This window comes from Streptomyces sp. NPDC096013 (assembly GCF_044763565.1).
Taxonomy (GTDB): domain Bacteria; phylum Actinomycetota; class Actinomycetes; order Streptomycetales; family Streptomycetaceae; genus Streptomyces.
Genome location: NZ_JBIWGK010000001.1, coordinates 666,844 through 683,899, shown reverse-complemented (window position 1 = coordinate 683,899; position 17,056 = coordinate 666,844). Strand labels below are relative to the sequence as shown.

General features: G+C 71.2%; 16 protein-coding genes. 10 read left to right on the top strand and 6 right to left on the bottom strand.

Annotation, left to right across the window (positions count from 1 at the left end; genetic code table 11):
- Window positions 1–88: 88 nt before the first annotated feature.
- Window positions 89–2,482, bottom strand: a complete 2,394-nt coding sequence (locus ACIRB1_RS03065; RefSeq protein ID WP_403464363.1) for a Tex family protein — start codon at window positions 2,480–2,482, stop codon at window positions 89–91.
- 93 nt (window positions 2,483–2,575) lie between these two features.
- Entirely contained in the window at window positions 2,576–3,445 is an 870-nt protein-coding gene (locus ACIRB1_RS03060; protein ID WP_403464362.1) for a hypothetical protein, read from the bottom strand.
- Window positions 3,446–3,558: 113 nt separating this feature from the next.
- Here ACIRB1_RS03060 and ACIRB1_RS03055 point away from each other — a divergent pair, with 113 nt between their 5' ends.
- Window positions 3,559–4,509, top strand: coding sequence for a GlxA family transcriptional regulator (locus ACIRB1_RS03055; RefSeq protein ID WP_403464361.1), 951 nt, complete (start codon window positions 3,559–3,561; stop codon window positions 4,507–4,509).
- Between the two features lie 98 nt (window positions 4,510–4,607).
- Entirely contained in the window at window positions 4,608–5,243 is a 636-nt protein-coding gene (locus tag ACIRB1_RS03050) for a DJ-1/PfpI family protein (RefSeq protein ID WP_352181074.1), read from the top strand.
- Here the strand turns inward: ACIRB1_RS03050 and ACIRB1_RS03045 are convergent.
- On the bottom strand, window positions 5,233–5,991 hold the full coding sequence (locus ACIRB1_RS03045) for an enoyl-CoA hydratase/isomerase family protein (protein ID WP_403464360.1): 759 nt from the start codon (window positions 5,989–5,991) through the stop codon (window positions 5,233–5,235). The two genes, ACIRB1_RS03050 and ACIRB1_RS03045, sit on opposite strands and share 11 nt — an antisense overlap.
- A gap of 204 nt (window positions 5,992–6,195) precedes the next feature.
- Here ACIRB1_RS03045 and ACIRB1_RS03040 point away from each other — a divergent pair, with 204 nt between their 5' ends.
- The gene (locus ACIRB1_RS03040) at window positions 6,196–6,753 is read left to right on the top strand and encodes an ATP-binding protein (protein ID WP_403464893.1); all 558 of its coding nucleotides are present in this window, start codon (window positions 6,196–6,198) and stop codon (window positions 6,751–6,753) included.
- 6 nt (window positions 6,754–6,759) lie between these two features.
- On the opposite strand, the gene idi is transcribed toward ACIRB1_RS03040, so the two are convergent.
- From idi to galE, 3 genes are all read right to left on the bottom strand, one after another.
- A complete protein-coding gene (gene idi / locus ACIRB1_RS03035; protein WP_352181076.1) occupies window positions 6,760–7,353 on the bottom strand; it encodes an isopentenyl-diphosphate Delta-isomerase in 594 nt (197 codons plus the stop codon).
- Window positions 7,354–7,561: 208 nt separating this feature from the next.
- Window positions 7,562–8,500: a cation diffusion facilitator family transporter gene (locus ACIRB1_RS03030; RefSeq protein WP_403464359.1), complete on the bottom strand. Its 939-nt coding sequence runs from the start codon at window positions 8,498–8,500 to the stop codon at window positions 7,562–7,564.
- A 136-nt stretch (window positions 8,501–8,636) separates the two neighbouring features.
- On the bottom strand, window positions 8,637–9,608 hold the full coding sequence (gene galE / locus ACIRB1_RS03025; RefSeq protein WP_403464358.1) for a UDP-glucose 4-epimerase GalE: 972 nt from the start codon (window positions 9,606–9,608) through the stop codon (window positions 8,637–8,639).
- Between the two features lie 277 nt (window positions 9,609–9,885).
- Between galE and ACIRB1_RS03020 the strand changes: the two genes are divergently transcribed.
- The 7 genes from ACIRB1_RS03020 to ACIRB1_RS02990 all read left to right on the top strand — a co-directional run bounded on the left by ACIRB1_RS03020 (window position 9,886) and on the right by ACIRB1_RS02990 (window position 16,982).
- Window positions 9,886–11,670: a DUF5941 domain-containing protein gene (locus ACIRB1_RS03020; RefSeq protein ID WP_403464357.1), complete on the top strand. Its 1,785-nt coding sequence runs from the start codon at window positions 9,886–9,888 to the stop codon at window positions 11,668–11,670.
- On the top strand, window positions 11,667–12,419 hold the full coding sequence (locus ACIRB1_RS03015; RefSeq protein WP_328827249.1) for a phosphocholine cytidylyltransferase family protein: 753 nt from the start codon (window positions 11,667–11,669) through the stop codon (window positions 12,417–12,419). Before ACIRB1_RS03020 ends, ACIRB1_RS03015 begins: the two co-directional genes overlap by 4 nt.
- Window positions 12,407–13,468 carry an iron-containing alcohol dehydrogenase family protein gene (locus tag ACIRB1_RS03010; protein ID WP_403464356.1) on the top strand — a complete coding sequence of 354 codons (1,062 nt, stop codon included), beginning with the start codon at window positions 12,407–12,409 and terminating at the stop codon, window positions 13,466–13,468. Before ACIRB1_RS03015 ends, ACIRB1_RS03010 begins: the two co-directional genes overlap by 13 nt.
- On the top strand, window positions 13,446–14,225 hold the full coding sequence (locus tag ACIRB1_RS03005) for a CDP-alcohol phosphatidyltransferase family protein (RefSeq protein WP_352181081.1): 780 nt from the start codon (window positions 13,446–13,448) through the stop codon (window positions 14,223–14,225). The genes ACIRB1_RS03010 and ACIRB1_RS03005 overlap by 23 nt, the downstream gene beginning before the upstream one ends.
- Window positions 14,226–14,230: 5 nt before the next feature.
- On the top strand, window positions 14,231–15,103 hold the full coding sequence (locus tag ACIRB1_RS03000; protein ID WP_352181366.1) for a glycosyltransferase: 873 nt from the start codon (window positions 14,231–14,233) through the stop codon (window positions 15,101–15,103).
- A gap of 150 nt (window positions 15,104–15,253) precedes the next feature.
- Complete coding sequence (locus tag ACIRB1_RS02995; RefSeq protein WP_352181082.1) at window positions 15,254–16,183, top strand: ABC transporter permease; 930 nt, start codon at window positions 15,254–15,256, stop codon at window positions 16,181–16,183.
- Window positions 16,176–16,982 (top strand): ABC transporter ATP-binding protein, encoded by an 807-nt coding sequence (locus tag ACIRB1_RS02990; protein ID WP_403464355.1) that lies wholly within the window; start codon window positions 16,176–16,178, stop codon window positions 16,980–16,982. Before ACIRB1_RS02995 ends, ACIRB1_RS02990 begins: the two co-directional genes overlap by 8 nt.
- Window positions 16,983–17,056 lie beyond the last annotated feature (74 nt).

Genomic DNA, 17,056 nt, shown 5'->3' with positions numbered 1-17,056 from the left:
CAACGCCCCCTTTTTTTAGGGGCGCGGGGAACTGCGCGACCAGCCACAACGGACCCGCAGCTCCCCACCACCTGACCGGCACAAACCGTCAGCGCTTGCCCTTCCTGCCCTGGTCCAGCAACCCGGCCTTCCGCAGGGCGTCGGCCATCGCGCTGTTGGCCGGCGGAGCAGCCGCCTGCCGCGAACCGCCGCCGCCCTGGCCACCCTGGCGCTGCTGGCGTTGCTGCGGCGGACGCCCACCGCCCTGCTGCCGGCGCTCGCCGCCACCGCCCTGCTGTCGCCGCTCCCCGCCGGAGGCCGCCGCCTCGTCGTCCAGGCGCAGCGTGAGGGAGATCCGCTTGCGCGGGATGTCGATGTCGAGGACCTTCACCTTGACGATGTCGCCGGGCTTGACCACGTCGCGCGGGTCCTTGACGAACGTCTTGGACAGGGCGGACACGTGTGCCAGACCGTCCTGGTGGACGCCGATGTCGATGAACGCCCCGAACGCGGCGACGTTCGTGACGACGCCCTCCAGGACCATCCCGGCGGTCAGGTCGGAGATCTTCTCGACGCCGTCCTTGAACGTGGCCGTCTTGAAGGCGGGCCGGGGGTCGCGCCCCGGCTTCTCCAGCTCCTTGAGGATGTCGGTGACGGTGGGCAGACCGAACTTCTCGTCCACGAACTCCGCCGGCTTCAGCGAGCGCAGCACCGACGTGTTGCCGATCAGCGACGCCACCTCGCTGCCCGCGCTCTTCACCATCCGCCGGACGACCGGGTACGCCTCGGGGTGCACGCTGGACGCGTCCAGCGGGTCGTCGCCGCCCCGGATGCGGAGGAAGCCCGCGCACTGCTCGTACGCCTTCGGGCCGAGCCGTGCCACGCTCTTCAGCTGCGTCCGGGACGTGAACGGGCCGTTGGCGTCGCGGTGCGACACGATGTTCTCGGCGAGGCCGGAGGTGATGCCGGAGACGCGCGAGAGCAGCGGCGCGGAGGCCGTGTTGACGTCCACGCCGACGCCGTTCACACAGTCCTCGACCACCGCGTCCAGCGAGCGCGACAGCTTCACCTCGGACAGGTCGTGCTGGTACTGGCCGACGCCGATCGACTTGGGGTCGATCTTCACCAACTCGGCCAGCGGGTCCTGGAGCCGGCGTGCGATGGAGACCGCGCCGCGCAACGACACGTCCATGTCGGGCAGTTCCTGCGAGGCGAACGCGGACGCCGAGTACACGGACGCGCCGGCCTCGGAGACCATCACCTTGGTGAGGTTCAACTCCGGGTGCCTGGTGATGAGTTCACCGGCGAGCTTGTCGGTCTCGCGGGACGCCGTGCCGTTGCCGATCGCGATCAGGTCGACCGAGTGCTGTGCGGAGAGCCGGGCCAGCTTGGCGAGGGCCTCGTCCCACTTGTTCGCCGGCACGTGCGGGTAGATCACGTCCGTGGCGACGACCTTGCCGGTGGCGTCGACGACGGCCACCTTCACGCCCGTGCGGAACCCGGGGTCCAGGCCCAGCGTCGCGCGCGTGCCGGCCGGGGCGGCGAGCAGCAGGTCCCGCAGGTTCGAGGCGAAGACGTTGACCGCCTCGTCCTCGGCGGCCGTACGGAGCCGGAGCCGCAGGTCGATGCCGAGGTGCACGAGGATGCGCGTGCGCCAGGCCCAACGGACCGTGTCCTGAAGCCACTTGTCGCCGGGACGGCCCCGGTCGAAGACCTGGAAGCGGTGGGCGACCATCCCCTCGTAGGACGAGGGCCCCTCCGTGGCCTCCTCGGGCTCCAGGACGAGGTCGAGGATTTCCTCCTTCTCGCCGCGCAGCATCGCGAGGATGCGGTGCGAGGGCAGCGCGGTGAAGGGCTCCGAGAAGTCGAAGTAGTCGGAGAACTTGGCGCCCGCCTCCTCCTTGCCCTCCCGCACCTTGGCGGCGAGGCGCCCGCGCTGCCACATCCGCTCACGCAGCTCACCGATGAGGTCGGCGTCCTCCGAGAACCGCTCGGTGAGGATCGCGCGGGCCCCGTCGAGGGCCGCCTGCGGATCGGCGACACCCTTGTCGGCGTCGACGAACGCGGCGGCAGCGGCCAGCGGTTCCACGCCCGGGTCGCCCAACAGGCCGTCCGCGAGCGGCTCCAGACCGGCCTCGCGCGCGATCTGCGCCTTGGTGCGCCGCTTGGGCTTGTAGGGGAGGTAGATGTCCTCGAGGCGCGCCTTGGTCTCGGCGGCCCGGATCTGCGCCTCCAGCTCCTCCGTGAGCTTGCCCTGCTCGCGCACCGATTCCAGGATCGCGGTCCGCCGCTCCTCCAGCTCCCGCAGGTAGCGCAGCCGTTCCTCGAGCGTGCGCAGCTGCGCGTCGTCGAGCATCTCGGTCGCTTCCTTGCGGTAGCGGGCGATGAAGGGCACCGTCGATCCGCCGTCGAGCAGCTCGACGGCGGCCTTCACCTGCCGCTCCCGTACGCCGAGCTCCTCGGCGATCCTGCCTTCGATGGACCCTACGAGGGGTGTCGTCACGCCCGTACCGCCTTCTCCACTGAGGTTGCGCGGCAATTGTGGCAGGTGGCACCGACAACCGGGGATCAGGGCGCTGTCCTGCGGGCCCGGTCTCTAGCTCTTGCCGAGCAGATCCCGGGGAAACGCCCCGGCGGCGAGCGCGCGCCGCGCGAATCCGGTGGCCAGCTCGGTCAGACGTACGACCCCTTCGGCGCCCAGGTGTTCGTACGGTGCCCGGTCCAGCCGGTCGGTCTCCGACTCGATCCCGGCGCGCAGCGCGACCCCGGCCTCGGTCAACTCGCCCTCCCCGTCGAGCAGTCCGCGCTCGCGGAGCCGCTCCGTCGTGGCGTCCCATTCCTCCTGGTTCCAGCCGCGGGTGCGGAACACCCACTTCGGGGTCGTGCCCCTGCCGGTCGCGGTGTGGGTGACCACGGCCTCCAGGCCGTCGAGTCCGGCGGACAGCAGGGCGGCCAGGTGGCCGTCGCCCCGGTGCTCGCGCAGCAGCGTGGCCGCGTGGAAGTAGGCGAGGTGCGGCTCCTCGGGGACCGGCAGGTCGGCGTACGCCGCGTACAGGGGGCGGCCAGGGCGTGTGCACGCCTCGGCGGCCCGCAGCGCGAGCCGCGCGGCCTCCGCCATCTCCTCCGACGCGACCACGTCCTCGCCGAGCAGCCGCCGCAGGGTCGCGTCGACGGCACGCGCGCGTGCGTGAAGGCACTGCTCCGGGGAGGCGGTTTCCCAGACGGCGGGCACGTGCCGGGCCACGAGGGCGTACTTGTAGTTGTAGAAGGCCGCCGTCACCGTGCCGGGGCCGACCGGGCCCATCGCTGCCGCGCGCACGGCGAAATTGACGGCCGCGGGTTGGGTGATGCCGAGCGCGCCGAACTCCTTCCCCAGGTCGGGCGAGAAGTAGAGCGTGGCGTGCAGGGAGTTGAGCGCGTTGTGGCAGCGGCGCCCGGCACGGGGATCTACGGCGGCAGTAGTCATGACGGTCACGTTACCGACTGGTCGGTACGACGCGGAAGCGCCGGTACGGCATGGCAGGAAAGGTGGGGTATCCGTCGTTGCGGCCAATGCCCGGGGCGCGAAGAATCGACGGTATGCGAACCGTCCTGCTGGTCCTCTTCGACGAGGTCCAGAGCCTCGACGTCACCGGTCCCGTGGAGGTCTTCGCGGGCGCCGAGGCGCGGGTCCCGGGGACCTATCGCATCCGTACGGCCTCCCTGGACGGCGGCCCGGTGCGCACCTCCAGCGGTCTGACCGTCGTACCGGACTCGTCCCTCGCCGACGCGCCCGCCCCGCACACCCTTCTCGTCCCCGGCGGCCCCGGCACACGCGGCCCGGACCCGCGCGTGACCGACTGGCTGCGCGCGCACGGGCCGCGCGCCGAGCGGCTGGTCTCCGTGTGCACCGGGGCGATCCTGCTCGCCGAGGCGGGCCTCCTGGACGGCCGCCGGGCCACCACGCACTGGGCGTACTGCGCGAAACTCGCCCGCGACCACCCCGCCGTCGAGGTCGACCCCGACCCGATCTACGTCCGTGACGGCCACGTCTCCACCTCGGCGGGCGTCACCTCGGGCATCGACCTCGCCCTGGCGCTGGTCGAGGAGGACCTGGGCCGCGACACGGCACTGACCATCGCCCGCCACCTGGTCGTCTTCCTGCGCCGCCCCGGGAACCAGGCCCAGTTCAGCGCCCAGCTGGCCGCCCAGACGGCCCACCGGGAACCCCTCCGCGAGGTCCAGCAGTGGATCACCGAACACCCCGGCGACGACCTGAGCGTCGAGACCCTGGCCGCCCGCGCCCGCCTCTCGCCCCGCCACTTCGCCCGCGCCTTCCAGTCCGAGACCGGGATGACCCCCGGCCGCTACGTCGACCGCGTCCGCCTCGAACACGCCCGCCGCCTCCTGGAGGACACCGCCGACGGCGTCGAGGAGATCTCCCGGGCCAGTGGCTACGGCACCCCCGAGTCCATGCGCCGCGCCTTCCTCAAGACCCTCGGCACACCCCCGGCCGAGTACCGCCGCCGCTTCCACGCGATCGCTCGTTGACCACTGAACGCCCGACGTCCGACGCCCAGCGCGCGTGTGCCCGCCGGCCGCCGGAAGACCTCCCGCGCACGCATCCCGTGACCACCGGAAGGAACCCCATGCAGATCGCCATCGTCCTCTTCGACCGCTTCACCGCCCTCGACGCCGTCGGCCCGTACGAAACCCTCGGCCGCCTCCCCGGCGCCGAGACCGTCTTCGTCGCCGAAGCGGCTGGCCCGGTCCGCAACGAGAGCGGCAACCTGGCACTCGTCGCCGACCGCGCCCTCGCGGACGTGCCGGCCCCCGACATCGTGGTCGTCCCGGGCGGCCCCGGTCAGACCCCGCAGATGGAGAACGCGCCCCTCCTGGACTGGCTGCGCACCGCCGATGCCACCAGCACCTGGACGACCTCGGTGTGCACGGGCTCCCTGCTGTTGGCCGCCGCCGGGCTGCTCGACGGGCGCCGGGCGACCTCGCACTGGCTGGCGCTGGAGCAGCTGAGGCGGTTCGGCGCCGAGCCGACGGGGGAGCGGGTCGTGACCGACGGGAAGTACGTCACCGCGGCCGGGGTCTCCTCCGGCATCGACATGGGGCTGACCCTGCTCGGCAGGATCGCCGGGGATGAACACGCCCAGGCCGTACAGCTGTTGACGGAGTACGACCCGCAGCCGCCCTACGACGCGGGGTCCCCGCGGAAGGCCCCCGCCCACCTCGTCGAGAGGTTCCGCGCGAACAGCCGGTTCGTCATGACGTAGTCCCGGATGTGGTCCAGGTGAAGCGCGGCTTCCGGCGTTCCAGGAACGCGGCGACGCCCTCGGCGGTGTCGCCGCTGCCGCGCGCCTGGTCCCTCCAGTGACCGTCCCTGTCCGTACGGCCGTTGGCGAACTCCTTCGCCGCCGCCTGAGTCAGCTGCGAGCGGGACACCAGCACCCGGGTGAACTCCGCGACCCGCTTGGCGAGTTCGCCCTCGGGCAGCAGCTCGTCGACGAAGCCCGTGCGCAGCGCACGTTCCGCATCGATCAACTCGCCTGAGAACAGCAGGTACTTGGCGGTCCCGGGACCGACCAGCGACACCAGCCGCCTGGTCGCGGACGCCGGATACACGATCCCGAGCTTCGCCGGAGTCACCCCGAACAGCGCGCCCTCCTCCGCGAACCGCAGATCGCACGCCGCCGCCAACTGCGCCCCGCCGCCGACACAATGCCCCCGGATGGCCGCCACCGCAGGCTTCGGGAACGCCGCGAGCGCCTCCTCCGCGAGCACCGACAGCCCCTGCGCCGCACTCGGCTCCGAACGCAGCGTCGAGATGTCGGCACCGGCGCAGAAGGTCCCGCCCTCACCGGTCAGCACGAGCGCCCGTACGCCCGGATCGGCGGCGAACGTGTCGAGCAGGGGCGGCAGCGCCCGCCACATCTCGGCGGTCATCGCGTTGAGCTTGCCGGGGTGGTGGATGACGACCGTGGCGACCGAGCCGGTCACGTCGTGCAGCAGGCGAGGCTCCATGGGCCGGATGCTACGTACAACCCGAAGAGTTCGCGAAGTCGGTACGAGAGGAACACCGGCGATCCTGGAGTCGACCGATCCCCGCAGCAACGATCGGAAAGCGTCCGATAACTGCTGACTTCTGTTCAGTCATCCGGGGTGGCGCGGGTCGATGCCAACACTCGTCGTGTGGTGACAATCGAGCGCAAGGGTGGCGACCGGACGATGGAGAACCGCGGGCGTGGGTCGGCCCCACGCCCAGAAGGCGGCAGAGACGATCCTCCGGATCCCGGATCGGATCCCGCCCCGGATTCCGCTCCCGCCCCGGATTCCGCCTCCGCCCCGCCGGGCCCGCTGCCGTACGAGGGAGTCTGGCGGTTCACGGCCTCCGCCGTCGACGTCTCCGTCCCGCAGGCGCGGCACGCCGTACGGGACCTGCTCCACCGGCAGGGCGTGCCCCTCTCGGACGAGGTGTTGCAGGGGCTGCTGCTGATCGTCTCCGAGCTGGTCACCAACGCGGTCCGGCACGCGGCGCTGCTGTCGCCGACCCTCGCCGTGGAGGTCGCCGTGGGAGCCGAGTGGGTGCGGGTGTCCGTCGAGGACAACCACCCCTACCGCCCGACCGCCCTGGTGGCCGACCACGACGAGACCGGCGGCCGGGGACTGCTGCTGGTGCGCGAGGTGACCCGGGAGGCGGGCGGGGTGTGCGACGTCGAGCACACCGCGAGCGGCGGCAAGGTGATCTGGGCCGCCCTGCCGCTCACCCGCGCGCAGCTGCCGTAGCGCCGCTCACCAGCCCGCGGACGGGCCCGTCAGCTCCCTGACCGCCGGACGGGCCGCGTCCAGCACCGTCATGAACCAGGACGAGAACGGGTCCTTCGCGTGCCGCTCCGCCAGCTCGGCGGGGGTCACGAACGCGGTCGTGCCCACCTCCTCCGGGTCCGGCCGCGGCGCGGACTGCACCATGCCGACGAAGAGGTGGTTGTACTCCTGCTCCACCAGACCGGAGTCCGGGTCCGGGTGGTTGTAGCGGACCGTGCCCGCCTCGGCGAGCAGCGTCGGGGACACGCCCAGCTCCTCGTACGTGCGCCGGGCGGCCGCCGCGAAGGGCGCCTCGCCGGGGTAGGGGTGGCCACAGCACGTGTTGGACCACACACCGGGGGAGTGGTACTTGCCGAGCGCCCGCTGCTGGAGGAGGAGCCGGCCCTGCTCGTCGAAGAGGAAGACGGAGAAGGCGCGGTGCAGCTGCCCCGGCGGCTGATGGGCGGCGAGCTTCTCGGCGGTGCCGATCGTCACGCCGTTCTCGTCGACCAGTTCGAGCAAGATCGCTTCAGCGGTGCCGTTCGACGAGCTGGGCGTCGCGGTGGCAGGTGTGGTCGGCATACCCATCCTTCACATCGGTCCTCAAGCCAAGTCTGCCGTACGAATCAGGCACTCCCGGCAGTTCATCGTGCCCGGCGCGGCGACGGGGGAACCGTCCGGGGGTGGCACCGAGGCCGTACGGACAGGGGTGTACGCGGGACGGGCGCACTCAAGGCCGAACCGGTCGAATCCTGTCAGTCCGGGGGCCTCGCCGAGCACCACGCGGGTGTCAGTGGCAGAGCTTCGCCTCGTGCTCCGCGTGGCCGCTGGGCTCCAGCTGGAAGGTGCAGTGCTCCACGTCGAAGTGGTCGCCGAGGCAGCCCTGGAGTTCGTGGAGCATCTTCTCGTTGCCGATGGCGTTCAGCACGTCCGAGCGGACGACGACGTGCGCGGAGAGCACCGGCATGCCCGAGGTGATCGTCCACGCGTGCAGATCGTGGACGTCCTCGACGCCGTCGAGCGCCAGGATGTGCGAGCGCACCTCCAGCATGTCGACGTCCTTGGGGGCCGACTCCAGGAGGACGTCCAGGGTCTCGCGCAGCAGCTTCAGCGTGCGGGGCACGATCATCAGGCCGATGGCGAGGGAGGCGATCGGGTCGGCGGCCTGCCAGCCCGTGGTCAGGATCACCACGGCCGAGATGATCACGGCGAGGGAGCCCAGCGCGTCCGCGGCGACCTCCAGGAAGGCGCCCCGCACGTTCAGGCTCTCCTTCTGGCCGCGCACCAGCAGCGTGAGGGAGATCATGTTCGCGACCAGGCCGATCAGACCGAACACGATGGTCAGCCCGCCCTCGGTGTCGGCGGGCGTGACGAACCGCTGGACCGCCTCGTACAGGACGTAGCCGCCGACGCCGAGCAGCAGCAGGCAGTTGGCGAGCGCCGCCAGGATCTCGGCGCGGGCGTAGCCGAAGGTGCGGTTGCCGCTCGCCGGCCGGTTCGCGAAGTGGATCGCGAGGAGGGCCATGCCGAGGCCGAGCGCGTCGGTCGCCATGTGGGCCGCGTCCGCGATGAGCGCGAGCGAGTCCGCGAGCAGCCCGCCGACGACCTCGACCACCATCACGGTGAGCGTGATCCCCAGCGCGACACGCAGCCTGCCCCGGTACGCGGCCGCCGCCGTACCGGTGACGGGAGCACCGTGAGAATGCCCGTGGTCGTGCCCTGCCCCCATGGGAAGCCGCCCTCCTGACTACTGCTCCGGATCACAGTGAACTACGGGCGGGGGGTATCGGGCAACGCGGCACTGAACACCGTTGTCATGTGCCCTGACCTGCGCAAACGAATCGCAGGTCAGGGTGGTGCGGTGATCAGCCGCCGTGGTGCGCCCGCCACCCGCGCCACGCGGAGTCGACCATCTCCCGCACCCCGCGCCGAGCCGTCCACCCCAGCTCCGCGGCGGCCCGCTCGGCGGACGCGACCGCGCGCGGGGCGTCACCGGGACGCCGTCCCTCGACGACGGCGGGACGCCGGTCCCCGGTGACCTCGCCGATCACCGTGACCAGCTCACGGACCGACACCCCTTCCCCGCGGCCGATGTTGACCGTCAGGTCGCCCTCCGCGCCCCCGTCGGCCAGGCGCCGGGCCGCCGCCAGATGGGCTTCGGCGAGATCGGCCACGTGGATGTAGTCCCGGACACAGGTGCCGTCCGGGGTCGGATAGTCGTCGCCGAAGATCCGCGGGGCCTCGTCCCGGGTGAGCCGGTCGAAGACCATGGGGACGATGTTGAAGACCCCGGTGTCGGCCAGCTCCGGAGCCGCCGCCCCCGCCACGTTGAAGTAGCGCAGGCACACCGTGTCGATGCCGTGCGCCGCGCCCGCCGCCCGGACCAGCCACTCGCCGGTGAGCTTGGTCTCGCCGTACGGGTTCACCGGCGCGCACGGGGTGTCCTCGGTGATCAGGTCCGTGCCCGGGTCGCCGTAGACCGCCGCCGAGGACGAGAACACGAACCGCCGGACGCCGGCCTCGGCGACCGCGTCCAGGAGGGTCGCCAGGCCGCCCACGTTCTCGCGGTAGTAGTACGTCGGCCGTGCCACCGACTCGGCCACCTGCTTGCGTGCCGCGAGGTGCACGACCCCCCTCACGCCGTGCTCGGCGAACACGTGCTTCAGGAGGCCGCCGTCCAGGGAGGAGCCGTGGACGAACGGAACGGTCTCGGGAAGGCGAGCGGGGTCTCCCGCGGAGAGGTCGTCCAGGGCGACGACACGTTCCCCGGCGCCCGCCATCGCCCGTGCCACATGCGCCCCGATGTATCCGGCTCCGCCGGTGATCAGCCATGTCATGGGCATTCACCCTATGCCGATACGGAGAGGGCCTCCGCTATGTCCCGCGATGCCCGGTCTGACGGGTGCGGTTTGTCGGCCGGGCCCCGAATCCCTGATGATGATCTCGGCGGAGGCGCTGGCAGACCCTGTTGATCAGGCCATGAACGGCCGGTGAACACGGGCTTGAGAGCATCCGATAGCCTCTGCCGACATGCCGCCCGGGTGTCACCCGATGGGCGCCACCACCATGCACATGACCGGCGCCCGAGCGTCGGCACCCAGGGAGTGAGTTCGGTTGTCGACCGCCATCCTCACCGGTCAGCCGGTCCCCGGATCGTCGATCGAGGCCGATCTGAGGTCGCTCGGCTTCGACGTCCGGACCGCCGCCGACACCACCGAGGCGGAGACGCTCCTCGCGGCCGTCCCCGGTGACCGGCGCGTCGCCGTCGTGGACGCCCGCTTCGTCGGCCACCTGCACGCGCTGCGCCTCGGCCTCACCGACCCGCGCTTCCCGCTCGCCGCGGTACCGGGCGCCGTCACCGCGCAGCCGGCCGGCCGTCAGGCGCTGACCCGCGCGGTCGCCCGCGAGCACTCCGCCGGCGGCGGCACGGTCCTCCTCGACGACCTCGCCGACCGCGTCGTCACCGCCCTCGACGCCGACGGCTGCGACGTGCACCGCCCCGAGCTGGGCAGCCTCGTCGCCACGGTCCCCGCCGACCCGCAGACCCGCAACGAGGCACGCCAGGCCGTCGCCGCCGTCGACGACGAGGCCGTACGCCTGAAGTCGGCAGTGAAGTCCCGCGACGGCTTCTTCACCACGCACTTCATCAGCCCGTACTCCCGCTACATCGCCCGCTGGTGCGCCCGCCGCGGCCTCACCCCGAACCAGGTCACCACCGCGTCCCTGCTCACCGCTCTGATCGCGGCGGCCTGCGCGGCCACCGGCACCCGCCCCGGATTCGTCGCGGCCGGCGTCCTGCTGATCGCGTCCTTCGTCCTGGACTGCGTCGACGGCCAGATCGCCCGCTACGCCCTGAAGTACTCGACGCTCGGCGCCTGGCTCGACGCCACCTTCGACCGCGCCAAGGAGTACGCCTACTACGCCGGCCTCGCGCTGGGCGCGGCCCGGGGCGGCGACGACGTCTGGGCGCTCGCGCTCGGCGCGATGATCCTTCAGACCTGCCGGCACGTCGTGGACTTCTCCTTCAACGAGGCAAACCACGACGCCACCGCCAACACCAGCCCCACCGCGGCACTCTCCGACAAGCTCGACAGCGTCGGCTGGACGGTCTGGGTGCGCCGGATGATAGTCCTGCCCATCGGCGAACGATGGGCGATGATCGCCGTCCTCACGGCCGTGACGACCCCCCGCATCACCTTCTACGTCCTCCTCGTCGGCTGTGCCTTCGCGGCGACGTACACGACGGCCGGCCGGGTGCTGCGCTCCCTGACCCGCAAGGCCCGGCGCACGGACCGGGCGGCCCAGGCGCTGGCGGACCTCGCGGACAACGGACCCCTGGCGGCGTTCGTGGACCGTGTGAACCCCGGCCGCCTCGGTGCGCCGCTCCTCCTCGCGGCCGCCGGCACGGCGGTCCTCGCCTTTTCCCTCTTCTCCGGCGTCACCTGGGCCCCCGTGGCGGGCGCCTTCGTCTACGCCGTCACCGCCGGTCAGGCCCTGTCCCGCCCCCTCAAGGGCACCCTCGACTGGCTCGTCCCCCCGGTCTTCCGGGCGGCCGAGTACTGCACCGTGCTGATCCTCGCGGCCAAAGCGGAGGTGAACGGAGCGCTTCCGGCGGCTTTCGGCCTGGTGGCCGCCGTCGCCTACCATCACTACGACACGGTGTACCGCATCCGCGGCAACGCCGGGGCGTCCCCGGCCTGGCTGGTGCGCGCCATCGGGGGGCACGAGGGGCGGACGCTGCTCGTCACCGTTCTCGCCGCCGCACTCACCGCGTCGCAGTTCACGGTCGCGCTCACGGTCCTCGCCGTGGCCGTGGCCCTGCTGGTGCTCTTCGAGAGCATCCGCTTCTGGGTGTCCGCAGGGGCGCCCGCCGTACACGATGAAGGAGAACCCGCATGATCGGCCTCGTGCTGGCGGCCGGCGCCGGACGGCGTCTGCGCCCCTACACCGACAGCCTTCCCAAGGCTCTGGTGCCGGTGGGCCCCGCGGGCATAGAGGGCGAACCGACGGTCCTGGACCTCACCCTCGGCAACTTCGCCGAGATCGGTCTGACCGAGGTCGCGATCATCGTCGGCTACCGCAAGGAGGCCGTCTACGAGCGCAAGGCGGCCCTCGAGGCGAAGTACGGCCTCAAGCTCACCCTCATCGACAACGACAAGGCCGAGGAGTGGAACAACGCCTACTCCCTGTGGTGCGGACGTGACGCCCTCAAGGACGGCGTGATCCTCGCCAACGGCGACACCGTCCACCCGGTCTCCGTCGAGCGCACGCTGCTCGCCGCGCGCGGCGACGGCAAGAAGATCATCCTCGCGCTGGACACCGTCAAGTCCCTCGCGGACGAGGAGATGAAGGTCGTCGTCGACCCCGCCAAGGGCATGACGAAGATCACCAAGCTGATGGACCCGGCCGAGGCGACCGGCGAGTACATCGGCGTCACCCTCATCGAGGGCGACGCCACCGCCGACCTGGCCGACGCGCTCAAGACCGTGTGGGAGACCGACCCGCAGCAGTTCTACGAGCACGGCTACCAGGAACTGGTCAACCGCGGCTTCCGGATCGACGTCGCCCCGATCGGTGACGTCAAGTGGGTCGAGATCGACAACCACGAGGATCTGGCCAAGGGGCGGGAGATCGCGTGCCTGTACTGACCCGGCTGATCCCCTCGCCCGTCGTCGTCGACATCCGCCCGGGTGCCCTCGACGACCTTGCCTGCGTCCTCGCCGACCAGCGCATCTCGCACTCCGGCCGGCTCGCGGTCGCCGTCAGCGGCGGCTCGGGTGCCCGGCTGCGCGCGCGCCTGGAGCCGAGCCTGCCCGGTGCCACCTGGTACGAGGTCGGCGGCGGCACCCTCGACGACGCGATCCGGCTGGCCGGCGACATGAAGGCCGGTCACTACGACGCGGTCGTGGGCCTCGGCGGCGGCAAGATCATCGACTGCGCCAAGTTCGCCGCGGCACGCGTCGGCCTGCCCCTGGTCGCCGTACCGACGAACCTCGCGCACGACGGTCTCTGCTCGCCGGTCGCCACCCTCGACAACGACGCGGGCCGCGGCTCCTACGGTGTGCCGAACCCGATCGCCGTGGTCATCGACCTCGACGTGATCCGCGAGGCACCGGTCCGCTTCGTGCGGGCGGGCATCGGGGACGCGATCTCCAACGTCTCCGCGATCGCGGACTGGGAGCTCGCCAACCGCGTCAAGGGCGAGAAGATCGACGGGCTCGCCGCGGCCATGGCCCGGCAGGCCGGTGAGGCCGTGCTGCGGCACCCGGGCGGGGTCGGTGACAACGCCTTCCTCCAGGTGCTCGCCGAGGCGCTGGTCCTCACCGGTGTCGCCATGTCGATCTCCGGTGACTCCCGTCCGGCCTCCGGCGCCTGCCACGAGATCAACCACGCCTTCGACCTGCTCTTCCCCAAACGCGCCGCCGCCCACGGCGAGCAGTGCGGACTGGGCGCGGCCTTCGCGATGTACCTCCGCGGGGCCCACGAGGAATCGGCCGCCATGGCCGAGGTGCTGCGCCGGCACGGACTGCCGGTGCTGCCGGAGGAGATCGGCTTCACGGTGGACGAGTTCGTCCGCGCCGTGGAGTTCGCTCCGGAGACCCGCCCCGGGCGCTACACCATCCTCGAACACCTCGACCTGAAAACCGACCAGATCAAGGACATCTACGCCGACTATGTCAAGGCCATCGGTAGCTGAACTCCGTCCCGTCGTCCACCCCGCAGGGGTGAAGGACCGGCGCAGCGGTGAGCACTGGATGGGACGCCTCTACATGCGTGAGGTGTCCCTGCGGGTCGACCGCTACCTGGTGAACACCAGGGTCTCGCCCAACCAGCTCACGTACCTGATGACCGTCTTCGGCGTGCTCGCCGCCCCGGCGCTGCTGGTGCCGGGGATCACGGGCGCCGTGCTGGGCGTGGTGTGCGTCCAGATGTACCTGCTGCTGGACTGCGTCGACGGCGAGATCGCCCGCTGGCGCAAGCAGTACTCCCTCGCCGGGGTCTACCTCGACCGGGTCGGCGCCTATCTGACCGACGCCGCCGTGCTGGTGGGCTTCGGGCTGCGCGCCGCCGACCTGTGGGGCAGCGGCCGTATCGACTGGCTGTGGGCGTTCCTCGGGACGCTGGCCGCGCTCGGCGCGATCCTGATCAAGGCCGAGACCGACCTGGTCGGCGTCGCCCGCCACCAGACCGGCAAGGCCCCCGTCCAGGAGGCCGCCGCCGAGATGCGGTCCTCCGGGATGGCACTGGCCCGCCGGGCCGCAGCCGCCTTCAAGTTCCACCGGCTCATCCTCGGCATCGAGGCGACCCTGCTGATCCTGGTCCTCGCGATCGTCGACCAGGTCCGCGGCGACCTGTACTTCTCGCGGCTCGGCGTCGCCGTACTGGCCGGCATCGCGCTGCTCCAGACCCTGCTGCACCTGGTGTCGATCCTCGCGTCGAGCAGGCTGAAGTGAGCGGCATGAAGGTCGGCGCGGTGATCATCACCATGGGCAACCGCCCCGACGAACTGCGGGCGTTGCTCGACTCGGTCGCCAAGCAGGACGGCGACCGGGTGGAGGCGGTCGTCGTCGGCAACGGCTCGCCCGTCCCGGACGTCCCCGAGGGCGTGCGGACCATGGAACTGCCCGAGAACCTGGGCATCCCCGGCGGCCGGAACGTCGGCCTGGAGGCCTTCGGGCCCGCAGGTCGCGATGTCGACATAGTGATGTTCCTCGACGACGACGGGCTCCTCGCCCGGCACGACACCGCCGAGCTGTGCCGGGAGGCCTTCGCCGCCGATCCCCGCCTCGGCATCGTCAGCTTCCGCATCGCCGACCCGGAGACGGGCGTCACCCAGCGCCGGCACGTCCCGCGGCTGCGCGCCTCCGACCCGATGCGCTCCTCCCGGGTCACCACCTTCCTCGGCGGCGCCAACGCCGTCCGCACGAAGGTCTTCGCCGAGGTCGGCGGACTCCCGGACGAGTTCTTCTACGCCCATGAGGAGACCGACCTCGCCTGGCGGGCCCTCGACGCGGGCTGGATGATCGACTACCGGGCGGACATGGTGCTGTTCCACCCGACCACCGCGCCCTCAAGGCACGCGGTCTACCACCGCATGGTCGCCCGCAACCGGGTCTGGCTGGCCCGCCGCAACCTCCCCGCGCCCCTCGTCCCCGTCTACCTCGGGGTATGGCTGCTGCTCACGCTTCTGCGCCGCCCCTCGCGCCCGGCTCTCCAGGCCTGGTTCGGCGGGTTCAAGGAGGGCTGGACCACCCCCTGCGGGCCGCGCCGGCCCATCCGGTGGCGTACCGTGTGGCGGCTGACCCGGCTCGGCCGTCCTCCCGTGATCTGACAGGCTCGCCGGGCGCGTGACCGGGTCCCCGGCACGCGCACGCCTCCGGACCGTATCCCTCGGCGGATACGTGTCGCGTTCTGTAGCAGAATTCCGTAAGACGAACGCAAGACGATCGTAAGACGCATCCAAAGATGAGGGCTTCCACTCTTGAGTGAGACAACGCATGACGGCGGAATCGCGGTGAGCCCGCGTCCGTCGCCCGACGCAGGCCTCACGGCGGCACAGCTCGCCGCCAAGTACGGGCTGACCGTGAGCGGTGCCCGCCCCGGACTCGCCGAGTACGTCCGGCAGCTCTGGGGACGCCGGCACTTCGTCCTGGCCTTCTCCCAGGCGAAGCTGACGGCCCAGTACAGCCAGGCGAAGCTCGGGCAGCTCTGGCAGGTGGCCACCCCGCTGCTGAACGCGGCCGTGTACTTCTTCATCTTCGGCGTCATCCTGAAGGCGTCCCGGGGCATGTCCCGGGACGTGTACATCCCGTTCCTGGTCACGGGCGTGTTCGTGTTCACCTTCACGCAGAGCTCGGTCATGGCGGGCGTGCGGGCGATCTCCGGGAACCTCGGCCTGGTGCGCGCGCTGCACTTCCCGCGCGCCTCGCTGCCGATCTCCTTCGCGCTCCAGCAGCTCCAGCAGCTGCTGTTCTCGATGACCGTGCTGTTCATCATCGTCATCGGCTTCGGCAGCTACCCGAGCCTGTCCTGGCTGCTGATCGTCCCGGTCCTGCTGCTCCAGTTCCTCTTCAACACCGGGCTCGCGCTGATCGTCGCGCGGATGGGCGCCAAGACTCCGGACCTGGCCCAGCTGATGCCGTTCATCCTGCGCACCTGGATGTACACGTCGGGCGTCATGTTCTCCATCAGCACGATGATGGAGGGCCGCTCCGAGGTGTTCGTCCGGCTGCTCCAGGTGAACCCGGCCGCCGTCTACATGGACCTGATGCGCTTCGCGCTGATCGACGGCTACAGCGCGTCGAACCTGCCGCCGCACGTGTGGGCCATCGCCGCCTTCTGGGCCGTGGTCCTGTTCGCCGGCGGCTTCGTGTACTTCTGGAAGGCGGAGGAGAGGTACGGCCGTGGCTGAGCAGAACATCGAGCAGAACCTGACGGACCGGAAGCCGGGGGACCTGATTCCCACCGTCGTCGCGGACGAACTGCACATCGTCTACCGCGTGCACGGCGCCAAGACCGGCAAGGGCAGCGCCACGTCGGCCCTCAGCCGCATAGTCAAGCGCGGCGAGGAGCGCGGGGTGCGCAAGGTGCACGCCGTCAAGGGCGTCTCCTTCGTCGCCTACCGCGGCGAGGCGGTCGGCCTGATCGGGTCGAACGGCTCCGGCAAGTCGACCCTGCTGCGCGCCATCGCGGGCCTCCTCCCGGCCGAGAAGGGCAGGGTCTACACCAACGGCCAGCCGTCCCTGCTGGGCGTGAACGCGGCCCTGATGAACGACCTCACCGGCGAGCGGAACGTCATCCTGGGCGGTCTCGCCATGGGGATGTCCCGCGAGCAGGTCAGGGAGCGCTACCAGGAGATCGTCGACTTCTCCGGCATCAACGAGAAGGGCGACTTCATCACCCTCCCGATGCGCACCTACTCCTCCGGCATGGCGGCCCGGCTGCGTTTCTCCATCGCCGCCGCCAAGGACCACGACGTCCTGATGATCGACGAGGCGCTGGCCACCGGTGACCGCAAGTTCCAGGTCCGCTCCGAGGAGCGCATCCGTGAACTGAGGAAGTCCGCGGGCACGGTGTTTCTCGTCAGTCACAACAACAAGTCGATCCGCGACACCTGCGACCGTGTGCTGTGGCTGGAACGGGGCGAACTCCGGATGGACGGCCCGACCGACGAGGTTCTCAAGGAGTACGAGAAGTTCACGGGCAAGTAGTGCGCCCGCATAGGGGCCGCAAAAGCCCATAACGCTTCCCAGGGCCCCGCCGGAACTGTTCCGGCGGGGCCCCG